The 17497-nt window shown below is 42.6% G+C and carries 10 protein-coding genes; 7 read left to right on the top strand and 3 right to left on the bottom strand.

Going from position 1 to position 17497, the window contains the following annotated elements:
* Window positions 1–501 precede the first annotated feature (501 nt).
* From L2740_RS16400 to L2740_RS16410, 3 genes are all read left to right on the top strand, one after another.
* Window positions 502–1803 (top strand): S41 family peptidase, encoded by a 1302-nt coding sequence (locus L2740_RS16400; RefSeq protein WP_248951186.1) that lies wholly within the window; start codon window positions 502–504, stop codon window positions 1801–1803.
* Between the two features lie 128 nt (window positions 1804–1931).
* Window positions 1932–2669 (top strand): SDR family oxidoreductase, encoded by a 738-nt coding sequence (locus L2740_RS16405; protein WP_248951187.1) that lies wholly within the window; start codon window positions 1932–1934, stop codon window positions 2667–2669.
* Between the two features lie 130 nt (window positions 2670–2799).
* A complete protein-coding gene (locus L2740_RS16410) occupies window positions 2800–3408 on the top strand; it encodes a fumarylacetoacetate hydrolase family protein (RefSeq protein WP_248951188.1) in 609 nt (202 codons plus the stop codon).
* Between the two features lie 501 nt (window positions 3409–3909).
* Here L2740_RS16410 and L2740_RS16415 read toward each other — a convergent pair.
* Complete coding sequence (locus L2740_RS16415) at window positions 3910–5211, bottom strand: NAD(P)/FAD-dependent oxidoreductase (RefSeq protein WP_248951189.1); 1302 nt, start codon at window positions 5209–5211, stop codon at window positions 3910–3912.
* A 414-nt stretch (window positions 5212–5625) separates the two neighbouring features.
* The gene (locus L2740_RS16420) at window positions 5626–5988 is read right to left on the bottom strand and encodes a cytoplasmic protein (RefSeq protein WP_248468803.1); all 363 of its coding nucleotides are present in this window, start codon (window positions 5986–5988) and stop codon (window positions 5626–5628) included.
* Between the two features lie 458 nt (window positions 5989–6446).
* On the opposite strand from L2740_RS16420, the gene L2740_RS16425 reads away from it, so the two are divergent.
* Both L2740_RS16425 and L2740_RS16430 read left to right on the top strand, forming a co-directional pair.
* A complete protein-coding gene (locus L2740_RS16425; protein ID WP_248951190.1) occupies window positions 6447–7604 on the top strand; it encodes an efflux RND transporter periplasmic adaptor subunit in 1158 nt (385 codons plus the stop codon).
* 93 nt (window positions 7605–7697) lie between these two features.
* Entirely contained in the window at window positions 7698–10832 is a 3135-nt protein-coding gene (locus L2740_RS16430) for an efflux RND transporter permease subunit (RefSeq protein ID WP_248951191.1), read from the top strand.
* Window positions 10833–11292: 460 nt separating this feature from the next.
* Here L2740_RS16430 and yiaY read toward each other — a convergent pair whose 3' ends face one another.
* On the bottom strand, window positions 11293–12441 hold the full coding sequence (gene yiaY, locus L2740_RS16435) for an L-threonine dehydrogenase (RefSeq protein WP_248951192.1): 1149 nt from the start codon (window positions 12439–12441) through the stop codon (window positions 11293–11295).
* 508 nt (window positions 12442–12949) lie between these two features.
* On the opposite strand from yiaY, the gene malQ reads away from it, so the two are divergent.
* Together malQ and glgB are read left to right on the top strand one after the other, a co-directional pair.
* Window positions 12950–15187, top strand: a complete 2238-nt coding sequence (gene malQ / locus L2740_RS16440) for a 4-alpha-glucanotransferase (RefSeq protein WP_248951193.1) — start codon at window positions 12950–12952, stop codon at window positions 15185–15187.
* Window positions 15188–15254: 67 nt separating this feature from the next.
* Window positions 15255–17495: a 1,4-alpha-glucan branching protein GlgB gene (gene glgB / locus L2740_RS16445; RefSeq protein ID WP_476707512.1), complete on the top strand. Its 2241-nt coding sequence runs from the start codon at window positions 15255–15257 to the stop codon at window positions 17493–17495.
* Window positions 17496–17497 lie beyond the last annotated feature (2 nt).

The following is a 17497-nucleotide window of genomic DNA, read 5'->3' on the forward strand; positions in this document are numbered from 1 at the left end:
TTCCTATTAGTGTAACTTTCATATTGGACACCTTTTGTTAGTTATTGAACGCACAAATTCAATATGGCGCAAATGACGCCGGTTTAACAAGAGGTGTCCATCCCATCATCCGTGTAGGCTCAACGAAAACATCCATGTTTTCGACGGCTTCAGCCGCATCTGCACTAGGTTAAACAAGCACTATTCTGGTGATTCGGAGTTATGGCTGTATGGCTCGTTAATTATCTATTCCAAATTCGTTTTGACCCGTTTATGTTCGATAAATTTTCGGTATCGCTTTGCGATATGGAAAAATCAATTTTTTAACATCTTTCAGATAAATGACTTTACATCAATGGGTTACGTTGCTAGTTTTGATATCAATTAATAAAAAGCAAGGATTTATCCAAGATGCAGGATAATAAGCTGTTAGCAATTTAATTTAGCATGTGGGAAATCTTTTAATCCCTTTTGGTGTGTTGAAGCTTTATTAAAGGACAATAATAAAATTTAAGGAAGAATATGAATAATAAAATACTAAAATCCCTCGCCTTTAGCTCATTAATTTTATGTAATTCAGTTGCTGCGGCAGATTGTCGTGATGTGTCCCAAATTATTGCTAAACAACTTGAAGATAACTACGTAATTGAAAATACGGCAACAAAGATATCTAAGTTAATGCGCTCCAAACAATTCCTCTCTGATTGCAGTCGCCTAGAATCAGCTGAAGATATAGCTGAATTTATGACTTTGGAATTAAACAAGATTGCAAATGATAAACACCTCTCAGTGGTCTATGACCCACAATGGGTTAGTGAATTGAAAGCCTATCGTTCGTCAGCACAAACTGAGGCGTTTGCTGATAGTCGTGTCATGGAAACTCCGACAGACAACTATGGTTTTAAAAAAATTGAAATGCTCGATGGAAACATTGGTTACCTTGACATAAGAATGTTCTCTGATAGTCATTTAGGTGGTGAAACGCTTGAAAATGCGATGAAGTTTTTACAGCATTCGGATGGCATAATTATTGATTTAAGGAACAATTTTGGTGGTAGTCCATTTATGGTTACTTCCTTAGCCAGTTACTTTTTTGATTTAAATACCGTCCATTTATCAACCTTTGAACAACGTGAAAACGGTGTGTTAACTCAAACGCAAGATTGGACGTCGCCATATGTACCGGGTCCTAGGTTTAAAGATACTCCACTTTATATTCTCACCAGCAGTAATTCTGCCTCCGCAGCAGAAGGCTTTAGCTATGCTATGCAAAGTTTAACTAGAGCAACCATTGTTGGAGAGGTAACTGCTGGCGCCGCTCATGCTAGTAGCGCAGAAATTGTCAATAACGATTATATTCTCACGTTACCATCCACACGACCTGTAGATCCGAGAACAAATGACAACTGGGAAAGAAAAGGTGTAAAACCAAATATAGAAACGAGCAGTGACAATGCACTTAATGTAGCTTATGCAGAGGTGCTGAACTTCTTAATTAAAAGTAAGGGTAGTAACCTTAGTTTGCATCAATGGGTCTATCCGCTAGTAAAAGCTAACTCCAACCAATACCAGCCAAGTCAGAATGACATCGACCAAATTATAGGTACGTATGGTAAGCGCAAAGTTTTTCAAAAAAATGGCAAACTTTTTTATCAATATTTAGATGACACAGCTTTTGAAATAGAGCTGCTTGATAAAGAAGTTATTGTGTTTAAAGCGTTTACTGAAGCTAGGTTGCAAGTGATATATAAAGATAAACAAGCCACAGCATTGAAAATGCTCTCTTTTGGCGAGGATGGAAGAGAGTTTCAGAGAACCATGTAAAAATTGCTAACAAGCGCTTCAATAAAGACAAATACTGGTTTGAATCTACGCTGCGCTTCGGATTATAGCCAACTAGCATTTTCCTGTTAAGCGGGCGTTATTTCAAATTCATCATACAGGGATAGTTAATGATAGATTCAAAGGTAGTTTTAGTAACTGGTGGTAGTCGAGGGATAGGTGCTGCGACTTCAATATATTTAGCAAAGCAGGGTTACTCTGTTTGTGTTAATTATATTTCAAATGAAATTGAAGCTAACAAAGTCGTCGCTGAAATAAAAGATAATGGCGGTGTAGCTATCGCGGTGCAAGCAGATGTATCTAAAGAAGCTGATGTGATTCGTCTTTTTAATACTATTGATAGCTCATTGGGTAAAATCACACATTTGGTTAATAATGCAGGTATTTTACTTCCGCAAATGCGCGTATCTGAAATGACAGCAGAAAGAGTTAATAAAATTCTTACAACAAATATCACTAGTTATTTTTTATGTTGCCGTGAAGCAATAAGCAGAATGAATAATGGAGGTTCTATTGTTAATGTATCTTCGGCGGCATCAAGATTAGGAGGTGCTGGAGAGTATGTAGATTATGCCTCGTCAAAAGGAGCAATTGATACATTAACAATAGGCCTCTCGCTTGAAGTTGCTAATCAAAATATTCGGGTGAACTGTGTTCGTCCTGGATTTATATTCACTGATATGCATGGAGATGGCGGTGAGCCTAATAGAGTTGAACGTGTTAAGCCATTAATCCCTTTACAACGTGGCGGTACACCAAAAGAAGTAGCTGCTTCTATAGCGTATCTTCTATCCAATGAAGCATCATTTGTTACTGGTACATTTATAGAAGTTGCCGGTGGTAAATAGCCGTATAACAAGGCAATAAAGTCACGGGCGCATAACAGTTGGTTGCATTCGAGCTTCGCTAATTTTAGCCAACTATTTTACGCCACTGATTGAGGCGTTATATTTTAAACATCTAGAAAGAGTCTAATAAATGAAGTCTGTAAAGTTAAATGGAATTGAGGTTCAACCAACAAAATTGGTGTGCATTGGAAGGAATTATGTAGAACATATTAAAGAACTCAATAATGAAATACCTACAGATCCAGTAATTTTTATAAAGCCCAACTCATCAATATCAAATAGCATTGATACAAGTAAAACCGAAGAAATACACTACGAAGGTGAAATCTGCTTTTTAATCAAAAATAACAAATTACATGGTGTAGGTTTTGGTTTAGATCTTACGAAAAGAAATCTTCAATCTACACTTAAATCCAAGGGTTTACCTTGGGAGCGTGCAAAATCATTTGATAAATCTGCTGTATTTAGTGAGTTTGTAGAGTGTGGTGATGTACAAAGTTATAAAATGGAATTGTATATCAATGATCATCTTAAACAGTCAGCCAATTATCAGCTTATGATACATAAGCCTGAAGCCTTATTAGAGGAAGTTAAGAGCTTTTTAACACTTGAAGATGGCGACATAATAATGACCGGAACCCCTAAAGGAGTTGGTATCATTAATTCTGGTGATAAGTTTACAGCAAAAATATTTTGTCGTAAAAATACAGTAATTGAAAAGTCATGGGTCGCTTTGTAAAAATATGCAAGCTGTTCTAGTGGAGCTGTTAAAGTTTGGCTCGGTTTCGTTTCACTTCACATTTTAGCCAAACATTATCAGTCCCTTAACAGGGCGTTACAGCATATCTTATTGTCATAGCTTTCCTAAGGCTAAGAGTAATTTTCAGAGCTTAAGCTCGAACCAATTTCTGTCCAAAATCGAGCTATAAGTTTCTTTTATCTGTAGTTAAAACTTCAAGGCTAGCTATCCGCTGAGGCTTAAAGGAAACGCCAATTCCCCATCGAAGTTGCCGAAATACGCTGAAGAAATAGGCGTGATGCCCACATGGATGTGGGCATAGCTTTCGCGGGGCAGGATGCCCCATCGGAAGCGTTAGACTATTTCGAGTAAGTACGAGGAAGACAACTTCGACTGGGGCGCTGAGGGTTTGCTAAGGGGGACAAGCGCTTTCCCCCTTGGCTCGGGTGCGGGCGAAGCGCCGCGACCTTAGTTGTTAGACGTAGTCTAACTTTGTGCTAATTAGTGCAGCTTCAAGTGTGGGTGTACGATGCGGCTAATGCCTTTAGCGAACATCAACAAGGTGCCTTTAATTGGGCCGTGTAGCTCAATTAAGTGTCTGCGGTATAGTGAGGTGTAAACAAAACGCGCAATCTTGCCTTCTACCATTACGCCGCCACCAATAAATGACATCAAGTTACCTACAGTGTGGAACTTAGATAAGTTTACTAATGCACCTAAATCTTTATATACGTAGTTGTTTGATGCTGGCTTGCCATCTAACAATAACTTGATATTGTCTGCCGTCATCAGTGCCATTTGGCGGGCTGATTGACCACGTGGCGGTACCCAACTGCCATCTTCTTGTGGGCAGGCCGCGCAGTCACCAATAGCGAAAATAGCTGGGTCGCGGGTAGTTTGCATATTCTGATTAACCATAACTTGGTTAATGTGGTTACTCTCTAGGCCGCCAATTTCTTTTAAGAAGTCTGGTGCTTTTACGCCTGTAGACCAAATCACCATATCTGATGGAATAAATTCATCTTCAGAAGTATGTAAGCCTTCTTCTGTGACTTGGTTAATACGTGTGTTGGTCATTACCTTAACGCCAATGGCTGTTAGCTCTTTGGCAACAGATGCTGAGATCTCGGCTTTTTCTACCTTAGGTAGAATACGGTCATCGGCTTCAATAAGGGTGATTTCAAGTAGGCTGCTATCGATTTTGTAGCCAAAGCCGCGAAGCTGATCAACAGCGTGGTGCATTTCTGCAGACATCTCAACCCCAGTTGCCCCTGCGCCAACAACGGCAATTTTGATTTTGTCGTCTAGTTGATGATGGCTAGCGTAGCGCATGAACTTGTTTAGTAGCATGCTACGAATTTCCATCGCTTGCTCTGTGCTATCTAAAAATACGCAGTGCTCACGCACACCGGTAATATTAAAGTCATTGGCGATACTACCAATCGCAATCACTAAGTAGTCGTAATCGATACGACGGGCAGGTAAAAGTTCATTGCCTTTTTCATCATTAATAGGCGCTAAAATCACTTGTTTAGTTTCTCTATCAATATCTGTCATCGCACCTTGTTGAAAGTGGTAGCCATGATTAGCAGCATGGCCGCGGTAGCTAATAGCATCAATACCAATATCTAAGGCGCCGGTGGCAACCTCATGCAGAAGGGGCTTCCAAACATGGCTTTCAGCGCAATCAATTAATGTAACCCTAGCTTTGCCTTTTCGGCCTAGCTGGTGACCAAGTTTTGTTGCGATTTCCATACCACCAGCGCCGCCACCAACGATGACAATATTAGCCATTTCATGCATGAGTTTTAAAATCCTTAATTAGATAAAAGTGTAAATTAAATATAGGTTTAGCTTGAGGCCGAGTAAGCAAAAAGGCGAGTTTAGCCTAAAGATTTTACTTGGTTATAACTTGGGCTATATCGAAATTTTGACGATAATTTAGGTTAAAAAGTGTAGCAGTAGATATGAAAAACGGCAATTTAGCGGCAAAACTGGGTTTAATTGCGTTTTTTAGTGAGTTATGTTTTTTAATTCTTTGTATTTTAATGTTTTATTGTTTTTGTTGGTGTTGTTTTATAGCTAATTGTAAGCAGTGAGTTGCTGTTGGGGATGGGAGAAAGTTTTACTAGAAAGTTAGAATTGTGATCTTGCTCGTTATTTAACAAGTAAATCAAAAATCGGCATGTCTCGATAACGGAAACATGCCGATAATTATTAGAGTTTGCTTAAGCGAGACTTATAGTCTTCGATAACATGCTCCATGATCTCTTGCACTGAGGTGTCTTTGGTTTTGTTATCCATAAATACTTTGAAAGTTACTAGTGCGTGCTTATCGTCTTTGAGGCGATCATTTTGCATGGCAAAGTAGGCTTGCTCTTGCTCACATTCTCTAACCACAAAACCTTCATGTTCAAAAAGTCGGTTGCCTGAATGGCCGTGCCACTTAGTAATTCTGTCTAATGCGATTTCACATGAGCGATTAAGCTCAATATGGTTACGCCAGCTGGTTGGGTGAGCGGGATCCTTGATGTGTGGGCATCGTACTGTGTAGTTGTATACATGAGAGATTGCTGTCATAAATTACCTACCTGTTCGCTGTGACTGATGCCATCTTAGGCATCGTTTTTTATCATGGTCAACCACTTGCGTGGTTTGAGCGTACTTTCTGTGTAGTTCGAGCAAATTGAGCTAACTAAATATTGATCATTTCTATCGCGCAAAATCATAGCGCCTAGTTAACACTCTAGTTGCTGTATCTATTGTTTACCATGACACTTTACTGAATAACCTTGCTTGAGCTCTCACTTTTATCGATGAAGTTAAATTTGCTGCGGCTTTGGCTAATAAAGCATCAGTTAAATTGCAGGCTTACATACTAATACCCGTCTATATTTCCCTTGTAATGTTAATCAGACTCTTTCAGTGGTAGACAAAGTATTGAGTATTTGTTGGCAAAAGGTTTCTTTTGCGTGAGCTTTAAGCATATAATTTCTGCATAAAAATAAAGCACATATCCTATTTCTTTGGAGGCTTGAATGGCTAGCTCAACAGTTTCAAAACTTGCGTTGTGGATTATCGTCTTGGGTTCCACAATAACTTCAGGCTGTGGCGAGGCTCCAAAACCACAACAAGCCATGTTACCTAGTGTGATTGTTAACGTAGCGCATCAAAAAGATATTATTCCTAAAACTGAAATTGTTGGTCGTACCCGCGCGTCAGAAGACGTGGTCATTAAATCGCAAATTCAAGGCCAGTTGCTTAAACGCTCTTTTGTTGAAGGTGATGATGTCACCGCTGGTGATTTATTGTTTGAAATTGATCCCGCAGCCTTTAAAGCAGAACTCGCGCAGCAAAAGGCGGTATTAAAGCAAGCGGTTGCCTCACGTGATGTAGCGGTAATGAACTGGGAGCGTGGTCGCCGCTTATTACCTGATGGCATGATTAGCGCCCAAGATATGGATGAGCTAACCAGCCGTAAATTAACCACTGCAGCAGGTGTTGTGCAAGCGGAAGCGGCAGTGCAAGCCGCTGAGCTACAGTTAAGTTATACCAAGGTTTATGCGCCAATATCGGGCCGTATTAGTAACGCTAAAGTCAGTACCGGTGACATCATTACGCCGCAGTCTGAGATGGCGAGCTTAGTTCAACTTCAACCTATGTGGGTGAGTTTCCAAGTTCCAGAAAAGGGACTGATTACAGCGCAGCAAAACTTTTCTAAAGCGGAGCAACGTGAAGTTAAGATAAGCGATATTGTTATGCGCTTGCGCCTGCCTAACGGCACCATGTTTGATGAGGTTGGTTTTATCGACTTTGTTGGTAACCGCGTTGATGCCGCAACGGGTACCTTACCGGTGCGCGCGACCTTTAAAAATGACGATAAGCTGATGTTACCTGGCTTGTTTGTCACCTTAATTATTGAATCACCTATTAAAGAAACTGCACTGTTAATTCCTCAAGCCGCTGTGCAAGAAGATCAGCAAGGCCGCTTTGTAATGGTGTTGAATCAACAAGATGAAGTGCAAAAGCGCGTAGTTGAGCTTGGTGAGCGTTTTGGCGTGGAGTGGCGCGTGTTAAACGGCCTTGAAGATGGCGAGCGTATTGTGGTTGAAGGGCTACAGAAAATCCGCCCAGGGATCAAGGTCAACCCTGTAGAGCAAGAAGTTATCCCTTTTAAAGAAGACGAAACTAAATAGGAGCTGTGCTGATGAACACATCTTATTTTGTCTACTCAAGGGCCGCTTATGCCTATTGTAATGAGCGTGTTTTAACGCTGACAGGGGAACACCATGATTAGTGATTTTTTTATTAACAGGCCCAAGTTTGCCTTTGTTATTTCAACCGTATTAACCCTTGTTGGTTTAATTTCTATTCCTGTGCTGTCGGTAGCTGAATTTCCTGAAATAGCGCCGCCTCAAGTGAGTGTATCGACCAGCTACTCTGGTGCCAGTGCCGATATTGTAAAAGACACTATTGCCCAGCCGTTAGAAGCCGAAGTTAACGGTGTTGAAGGCATGCTCTACATGGAGTCTAAAAGTGCTAACGACGGCAGTTACTCGCTCAATGTGACTTTTGAGGTGGGCACCGACGCCGATATGGCACAGGTTAAAGTGCAAAACCGGGTGCAGCAGGCGATGCCTCGATTGCCTGAAGAGGTGAAACGCCAAGGGGTTAAAGTAGAAAAGCAAAGCCCTAATATGTTGATGGTGGTTAACCTTGTTTCGCCAAATGAAACCTTTGATTCGCTGTTTATTACTAACTATGCCGGACTCAATGTAAAAGATGCATTGGCGCGCCAATATGGTGTGTCTAAAGTGCAGGTTATTGGTGCGCTCGATTACGCCATGCGTATTTGGCTCGACCCAGACAAAATGGCCAGCCTTGGCGTAACGGCTACCGATGTGATTGCCGCCTTGCAAGAGCAAAATATTCAGGTTGCTGCTGGTCGTATTGGTGCTGCGCCTGTGGATCCCGATCAGCAATTTCAATATACCCTACAAACTAAAGGCCGCCTTAAAGATCCGCAAGAGTTTCATGATGTGATGATCCGCGCCAATAACGACGGTTCTAAAGTGGTGGTGGGCGATGTAGCTCGAGTAGAGCTGGGCTCACAAACCTATGATGCGCAGGGTAAATTAAATAATAAACCATCGGCAATTATTGCAATTTATCAGTCGCCTGATGCCAATGCGCTAGATGTAGGACAAGCGATTAAAGCTGAGATGGAAAAGCTTTCAGAGCGCTTCCCTAACGATTTAGAATATGAAGTGCTGTACGACACAACAGAGTTTGTTGAAACCTCTATTGAAGAGGTAGTGCAAACCCTGTTTATCTCAATCGCACTGGTTGTATTTGTGGTGTTTATCTTCTTACAAGATGCGCGCTCAACCTTAGTTCCGGGTATTGCTATTCCGGTTTCACTTATCGGTACATTCGCCTTTTTGCTCGCCTTTGGTATGAGCATCAATACGGTTTCTTTATTCGCGCTTATTTTGGCGATTGGTATTGTGGTGGACGACGCTATCGTGGTGGTCGAGAACGTCACTCGCTTAATGCAAGATGAGGGCTTATCACCTAAAGAAGCCACATCTAAAGCGATGAAAGAGGTGACGGGGCCGATTATTGCTACAACATTAGTATTGTTAGCGGTATTTGCGCCAACAGCTGTTATGCCGGGGATCACCGGCCAAATGTACGCACAGTTCTCGGTCACTATCTGTATATCTGTATTAATCTCATCGATTAACGCATTGACCTTAAGCCCTGCGTTATGTGCTTCATTGCTGCGCCCGCCTAAGACGCACACTAAAGGCTTTCATGCTGCCTTTAACCGCAATTTCGAGCGCTTTACGGGTAAGTATATGAAGTTGGTGTCTTCACTGACTCGCAAGTTGGTATTGGTTGGTGTGGTTTATGGCTGCTTGATCTTGCTAACAGGCGGCGTGGCTAAAATCTTGCCTTCTGGCTTTGTGCCGATGGAAGATAAGAAAGCCTTCATGGTTGATATTCAGCTACCCGATGGTGCATCACTAAACCGTACTGAAGATGTGATGCGTGACTTAGTTGAGCTAACGCTAGCAGAGCCGGGCGTTGAGAATGTGATCCACGCCAGTGGCTTTAGTATTCTTACCGGCTCTGTTTCATCCAACGGTGGTTTGATGATTGTGACGCTATCCACTTGGAGTGAGCGTGAATCACCAGATATGGTTGAATCGGCTATCGTGGCAAAACTGCAGGCTAAATACGCTGCGAACCCATCAGTTAAAGCTATGGCATTCTCTCTGCCACCTATTCCTGGGGTTGGTAGCGTGGGTGGCTTTGAGTTTGTGCTGCAAGATACCCAAGGGAGAAGTCCACAAGAGCTAGCATCGGTTATGCGCGCCTTAATTATGAAAGCCAATGAGCAACCTGAAATTGCCATGGCGTTTAGTAACTTCCGCGCCGATGTGCCGCAAATGTTTGTTGATGTTGATAGAGATAAAGCCAAAGCGCTTGGTATATCCTTAAATGAAATCTTCTCGACGATGCAAACCATGCTCGGCTCTATGTACGTTAACGACTTTAACCGCTTTGGTAAGGTGTTTAGGGTTATTTTGCAAGCGGAAGGCGACTTTAGAGATTCTGACCAAGATATTTCTCGATTCTATGTGCGCTCCAATACCGGTGAGATGGTGCCGCTCAGCACCCTAGTGACTGTTACGCCGATATTAGGCCCGGATGTGATGAACAACTACAACATGTTCAGCTCAACCACCATTAACGGTTTCCCTGCGCCTGGCTACAGCTCGGGTGACTCGATTACTGCGATGGAACGTGCAGCGAATGAGTCATTGCCTGCGGGATATACCTTTGAGTGGACGGGGCAAACCTATCAAGAAATTAAAGCAGGTAACCTTGCGCCGCTTATTTTCTCGTTAGCGTTAGTGTTTACTTACTTATTCCTAGTGGCTCAGTATGAGAGTTGGACCATTCCGTTTGCGGTTATTTTGGCAGTGCCGATTGCGGTATTAGGGGCATTCCTTAATATCTTGCTGGTGGGGTCAGATCTTAACTTGTACGCGCAAATTGGTCTGGTGCTACTTATTGGCCTTGCCTGTAAGAACGCGATTTTGATTGTTGAGTTTGCTAAGCAGCTTAGAGAAGAGGGCAAAAGCATTATTGAAGCCGGTGAGACTGCTGCAAGACTGCGTTTTCGTGCGGTATTAATGACGGCGTTCTCTTTCTTACTCGGCGTATTACCTTTAGTTGTGGCATCGGGTGCGGGTGCAGGTAGTCGCCGCGCCTTAGGTTATTCGGTATTTGGTGGTATGTTAGCGGCCACTATCGTTGGTACCATATTAGTGCCAGTATTTTATGTGATTATGCAAAAAATGCGTGAGAAAGCGAAAGGCAACAAGCCTGAGTTGGAAACAAAGCAAGCATAGGCGCTAATACTGAGAGCGATAATACTGTTAACTCCGATGAATATCAGATCAATGGAGTAAAGGCTAAATGTATTCATTGCGGCCATAGTCATTTTGAATTGGGAAGCGCTCAATTAAACACGGCAGGTATGACTCTTCTCAATTTAGATTGGGCAAATGATAGCGCCAGAAAGAAGAAACCCACTCCGAGGAGTGGGTTTCAAAGCTTGCTTTAACTTTTGCAGGGAAAAAGCGAACTTCTCAATTATACCAAATATGTATCCCTTTGTATCGCCATTAGCAGGATAAAATAGCGCCAAAGAGTCTAGGTAGTTGTTTTAATTGCAGTTAGTCATTAAGAAAGTGACAAAAATGCTCGCCAATAGCCGAGCATTTTTTTAAGCTTTTTATAACTAGGCTACTTTATCTGCTGGCAGCCTAGTTAAGGCTCTGGGTTTAAGCGCTGGGTTAAAGCTTAGGGTTAAAGCGCATTAGTAAAGATTTGGCAGATCTCTTCGTGAGTTGCTTGCTTAGGGTTAGTAAAACCACAAGCATCTTTAAGTGCATTATCCGCAAGAGTTGGGATATCTTCTGCTTTTACGCCTAGTTCAGTTAGGTTAGCAGGGATATTGACCGCAACAGATAGCTGCTTTATCGCCTCAATTGCTGCTTGTGCACCTTGCTCGTCTGTAAGCGCTATTACATCAACACCCATAGCTTTTGCCACATCTTTTAGGCGGCCTGGCACAACTTGCGCGTTGTAAGCTTGTACGTGTGGCAGCAATAGTGCGTTACAAACACCGTGTGGTAGGTCATAGAAGCCACCAAGTTGATGCGCCATAGCATGTACATAACCAAGGCTTGCGTTGTTAAATGCCATACCCGCTAGGAACTGGGCGTATGCCATTTGGTCACGAGCTTCAATGCTTTGGCCATTATCAACAGCTTCTACCAAGTTACCTTTAATTAGCTCAATGGCTTTAATTGCACATGCATCGGTAATTGGGTTGGCAGCGATAGAAACATAAGCTTCAACTGCGTGGGTGAGCGCGTCCATACCGGTAGCTGCAGTTAGCCCAGCAGGCTTGAGGAGCATAAGCTCAGGATCGTTGACTGATAGAATTGGCGTGGTGTTCTTATCTACAATGGCCATTTTGATGTGACGTTCTTCATCGGTAATGATGCAAAAACGGGTCATCTCACTTGCAGTACCTGCAGTGGTGTTGATTGCCACTAGTGGCAGCTGTGGTTTAGTTGAAACATCTAAACCTTCGTAATCTTTAATGCTGCCGCCATTGGTCGCTACAAGGGCAATACCTTTAGCGCAATCATGAGGTGAACCACCACCTAGAGAAATCACAAAGTCACAATTGTTGCGGGTTAAAATTTCAAGGCCCGCTTCAACATTACCGACCGTTGGGTTAGGTTGCACCCCATCAAAGACTACGGCGTTAATTTCGTTGCTAGCTAACTTATCTACGACTTGAGCGACAAGGCCAATATCAACTAGAGGTTTATCTGTAACAATTAGCGCATTTTTAAAGCCAAGAGACTTAATGTCACCAATAGCTTCTGTAACAGCATTTTGTCCTAAGATATTGACAGATGGGATAAAAAATTTAGCAGCCATAAGAATCACCTATTACGCTTAATGTTAAAAGTTGTTATCTTTTCTGGTAATTAAAGTACCAATACTGCGACTTTAAAGGTGTGATCTAGCTCAAGAAAAACACCGACTTAGCTAAATATAGAGCGAAAGTTGGATCTGTATTACTAATTCTGTAATTTTATGACATAAACAAGGTGTTTTTAGCTGCCCGCACTGTTTTGGTTAGTTAAATAGTGAAATAAACTAATAAATTAGCTGTTAACTAGCACTAAGTAATGAGTTTATTCGTCAATGTAAATTCTGATGCACTACCATGGGTTTAGTTTGCGCTAATTTAGTGCAATAAGTTGTTGTTTTTACTTTACCGTTTTAAACGCTTGGTAATTTTCTGATCCACTTACCCTATTGATTTTAAAGGTTTAAAATATTTAATAATTCTGAAATAAAACTGTCTCCATATTGTTATTTGTAATTGGCATGGTAACTGCTCTATTCAGGGCTGGAATAGCCAAGTGCAAGGGTGACGGATATGGGATTAGATAAGTTACTGTATTTGCAAGGCGTTGCCATTGAGTTTAATGATTGCAATGGTGAGTATGTTCGTATCTCCGACGCTGACAGGTTAGGAGTACTAACCTGCATGTTAACCAAAGTTGATGCAAGCCAGTCCGACTGTTTAAGTACTGCTACCGAGTTATTACTGTCTGAAGAATCCATTGCTAAACGCAATTTTCAGCTTGATGCCAAGCCATGGACTCAAGCACTGCCTCCGTTTCAGCATTGTGATATCGAGCAGTTAACCCTTAGTTTTTATCTCCCCGACAATTTTCAGCAGCAAGTTGAGATTAAGCTGCAGCTTGAAAGCGGCGAGTGCTATCAGTTTGCTATTAATGCAAGTCATCATTTCCAGTGTCGAGTCGTGGGTGATTATCGAATTGATGCTCAAGTCTATCTGCACTATCAATTGCAGATCTCTACCGACGTTTGTGGCTCAGAGTTGCCGCATATTGGCTTTGGTTATCATCAAGTATCAATCAGTGGTTATAGCAAAGAAGACGCCGATAAACAGATAAGCGCAACTTGGTTGGTTGCACCTACTAAAACCTATCAAAGAGGGCTCACAACTCAGCAAGCCACTAAAGAGTGGGGGATAAGCGTACAGCTTTATAGTTTGCGCAGTGAAAACCAATGGGGAATAGGTGACTTTGGTGACTTGCTGCAATTAATTGATTTAGCTGCCAGTCAAAAAGCGGCGTTTATCTTATTAAATCCATTACATGCGCTCAATATCAGTACCCCTGAGGAAGCTAGCCCCTATAGCCCAGATGACAGACGACGGCTAAATCCGCTGTATATCAATATAGAGCAAGTCGCCGAGTTTAATGACATTGACCAGCCGAAGTTACTTAGCCGTTTATCGCAGTTTGACGGCATTTTATCTCAGCTTGAAAATAGTGATTTAGAGACGATAGATTCATTATCAGCACTCAAACACCTCCTCAATCAATCAGATTGGTTAAATTACACTGAGGTTAGCTTTTGTAAGTACCATGTGTTGCAACTGCTCTATGAACAATTTTGCTTAAAGCAACTCAATTGCAATAGCCAAAGGGCACAGCAGTTTAAAGACTTTGTAGCTGAGCAAGGGCAACCGCTGACTCAGTTTTGCCTGCAGCAAGTAAAAGCTAGCGCCAATTTAGACGGTTTTGATAATCCTGCCGCTGAGTTTTTTGCTTATTTGCAGTTTGTTGCCGAGCAGCAATTAGCAAAGTGCCAACTGCATGCAAAGCAACAACAGATGTCGATTGGTTTAGTGCGAGATCTTGCTGTTGGTGTATCTGCTAGCGGCAGTGAAGTGACAAGTCATCCAGAGCTGTTTTGCACCCATGCAAGTATCGGCGCACCGCCAGATAGATTTGCACCACAAGGTCAAAACTGGGGCTTAGTGCCACTTGACCCCATAGCCCTCAAACAAAATAGCTACCAGTTTTTTATCAATTTACTTAGACGCAATATGCAGTCCTGCGGGGCGCTGCGTATTGATCATGTTATGTCGCTTTTACGCCTTTGGTGGTGGCCGAATAATTCTGAGTTGGGTGGCGGCGCTTATGTTTATTATCCGCTTGATAGTTTGATGGCCATTTTATGCATTGAAAGCCAGCGTGCACGCTGCCGAGTTATTGGCGAAGATCTTGGCATTATACCAACTGAAATCATTACTTGCCTCGAGTCTGCCGGAGTGCTGTCGAATCAGTTGTTTTACTTCAATAAGCAGCAACAGCAGTTCACCGCGCCAAAACAATACAAACAACATAGCTTAATGATGTTAGCCAATCATGACGTTCCTACACTTGCAGCTTGGTGGACGGGAGCGGATCTGACTTTGCGCCGCAGCCTTGATCTTATTGCCGATGAGCAGGCGTTATCTCAGTTGCAGGCTGAGCGTGCTGACGACAAACAGCAGCTATTGGACCTTGTTATTGCCCATAACCAACTTGATGCGACTAGCACTTTAGACAATGTTGATTATCAGGCCTTGTTGTCGGCATGGATCCAGGTATGTGCCACTGGTAAAGCCGAGTTATTTAGTGTGCAGCTTTGCGATCTAATTCAAGAGCGTTTAAGCGTGAATGTGCCGGGAACTTGGCACGAATACCCCAATTGGCAGCGACGCTTACCGAAAACGCTTACGCAAATCATCAATGACGATGAGGTTAAGTTGCTGATGCAGCAACTAGCTGCCAGCCGCGCAGAAGTAACAAATTAAAATTTGGCGAGCGCTAGCAAAAATCGGCGCTCATAACACCATCACGGACTGATATGGATAAACTTTTATGGACACGATAGCAATGACTCAAAATGCTCCGGAATTTCAAAACGGTGTCGATATAGCGCTGCTTAATAGTGAATATATTGATGTGTTTGGCCTACTTGGTATGCACTCGATTAATCAAGGGAAAGCGTTGAGTGTGCGCTGCTTTTTGCGCGGTGCACTTAAGGTCGATGTGATTTGTCATAAAACCGGTCGCAAAATTGCCAGTTTAGAGCAAAGTAATGAGCAAGGTTTATTCAGTGGCATTATGGGTCGCCGAGTTAAACCTTTTCTATATAAGCTAAGGGTTGAATATCCATTAAGTCAGCAAGAGATTGTTGATCCATATCAGTTTGCAAGTCTGTTATCTGAAGATGATACCTACCTGTTTAATGAAGGTCTGCAACTGCAGGCTTACCAGTTTTTAGGCGCTAATTGGCGCGAGACTCAAGGTGTTACAGGAGTGCATTTTTGTGTGTGGGCGCCCAATGCTAAAAGGGTTTCGTTGCTAGGAGATTTTAACCATTGGGATGGCGCCGCCCATGTTATGCGTCAGCATTTGGCTAGTGGCTTATGGGAAATATTTTTACCTAATGCAGAGGCTAATCAGCACTATAAGTTTGAAATTATTACCGCGAATAATGAACGGTTAGAAAAGTCAGACCCTTATGCTAAAGCGATGCAAGAGGCGCCGAGTAATGCTTCGCTGGTGCCTTATCCAAATGAATATCAATGGCAAGATAACAACTGGCTAAGTGCGCGTAAAAAAGTGCAGTGGCATCAAGCTCCCATGTCTATCTACGAAGTGCATTTAGCATCGTGGCGTCGCAAAGGTGATAACGGGGAGCAGTACTTAAATTATCAAGATTTAATCGATCAATTAGTGCCTTATGTGGTCGAAATGGGCTTTACCCATCTGCAACTGATGCCGATTAGCGAGTACCCATTTGATGGCTCTTGGGGATATCAGCCTGTCGGTTTATACGCACCGAGTCATCGCTTTGGTGATGCGAATGGCCTTAAAGCCTTTATCGATGCTTGCCACCAAGCGGGCATCGCGGTGGTTTTAGATTGGGTAGCAGCGCATTTTCCTAAAGATCCTCATGGGCTTACTCAGTTTGACGGCAGTTGTTTATATGAGCATAACGATCCGCGCCAAGGGGAACATCCTGATTGGGATACCTTGATCTACAACTATGGCCGTGGAGAAGTGCAAAGCTATTTGTTAAGTAATGCTCATTATTGGCTTAGTGAGTTTCATTTTGACGGCTTAAGGCTTGATGCCGTCTCTTCGATGCTTTATCTCGATTACAGTCGTGAACCGGGTCAATGGTTACCGAATCAGTATGGCGGCCGCGAAAACTTAGCAGCGATTAGCTTTTTACAAACGCTTAATCAGCATATGTACCAAGCTTTTCCTGGCGTTTGCATGATCGCCGAGGAGTCAACCGCTTGGCCGGGTGTGACCCATATGATTGGCGAGAATGAACAGCAGTCGTCACAAAGTCTTGGCTTTGGTTTTAAGTGGAATATGGGCTGGATGAATGACAGCTTAGGTTACCTTAAACGCGACCCTATTTATCGAAGCCATCATCACCAAGAGCTGACTTTTAGCTTGGTGTATCAATATACAGAGCAATTTATCCTGTCTTTAAGCCATGATGAAGTGGTGCATGGTAAGGGCTCACTGCTACATAAAATACCTAATGATGATTGGCAGAAGTTTGCCACACTCAGAGCATATTACGGCTTTATGTGGGGACACCCAGGTAAGAAGTTACTGTTTATGGGTAATGAGTTTGCCCAGCGAGACGAGTGGAACCACAACAAGAGCTTAGATTGGCACTTACTGCAATATGCCCCCCATCAAGGCATGCAATTATGGCTGAAAGATCTCAATAAACTTTATCAGTCAACGCCTGAGCTTTGGCTAGCAGATGGCGAGCCATCAGGTTTTCAATGGTTAGATTGCAATAATGATAAAGCCTGCGTTTTAAGCTTTATGCGCAAATCCACGGATAGCGATACACCGGTGATTTTCATTATTAATATGACGCCTGAGGTGCATCAGGGGTTTCGTATCGGACTGCCAGATGGTGATGATTATATTGAGCTATTAAATAGCGATAGTGAAGCTTATGGTGGCAGCAATGTGGGCAATAGCGGCGTAATTTGCTCACAAAAGCAATCTTATCAAGGCTTTGATTACAGCGCAGAGATCACCGTCGCGCCGCTGTCTTGCCTAGTGCTGGGTAAAGGCTAACT

This window comes from Shewanella pneumatophori (assembly GCF_023283895.1).
In the GTDB taxonomy this organism is placed as follows: domain Bacteria; phylum Pseudomonadota; class Gammaproteobacteria; order Enterobacterales; family Shewanellaceae; genus Shewanella; species Shewanella pneumatophori.

Bases quoted from the DNA above. Each gene is read 5' to 3' on its own strand.
- L2740_RS16400 (WP_248951186.1), top strand. From the start codon at position 502: ATGAATAATAAAATACTAAAATCCCTCGCCTTTAGCTCATTAATTTTA.
- L2740_RS16405 (WP_248951187.1), top strand. From the start codon at position 1,932: ATGATAGATTCAAAGGTAGTTTTAGTAACTGGTGGTAGTCGAGGGATA.
- L2740_RS16410 (WP_248951188.1), top strand. From the start codon at position 2,800: ATGAAGTCTGTAAAGTTAAATGGAATTGAGGTTCAACCAACAAAATTG.
- L2740_RS16415 (WP_248951189.1), bottom strand. From the start codon at position 5,211: ATGCATGAAATGGCTAATATTGTCATCGTTGGTGGCGGCGCTGGTGGT.
- L2740_RS16420 (WP_248468803.1), bottom strand. From the start codon at position 5,988: ATGACAGCAATCTCTCATGTATACAACTACACAGTACGATGCCCACAC.
- L2740_RS16425 (WP_248951190.1), top strand. From the start codon at position 6,447: ATGGCTAGCTCAACAGTTTCAAAACTTGCGTTGTGGATTATCGTCTTG.
- L2740_RS16430 (WP_248951191.1), top strand. From the start codon at position 7,698: ATGATTAGTGATTTTTTTATTAACAGGCCCAAGTTTGCCTTTGTTATT.
- yiaY (WP_248951192.1), bottom strand. From the start codon at position 12,441: ATGGCTGCTAAATTTTTTATCCCATCTGTCAATATCTTAGGACAAAAT.
- malQ (WP_248951193.1), top strand. From the start codon at position 12,950: ATGGGATTAGATAAGTTACTGTATTTGCAAGGCGTTGCCATTGAGTTT.
- glgB (WP_476707512.1), top strand. From the start codon at position 15,255: ATGGACACGATAGCAATGACTCAAAATGCTCCGGAATTTCAAAACGGT.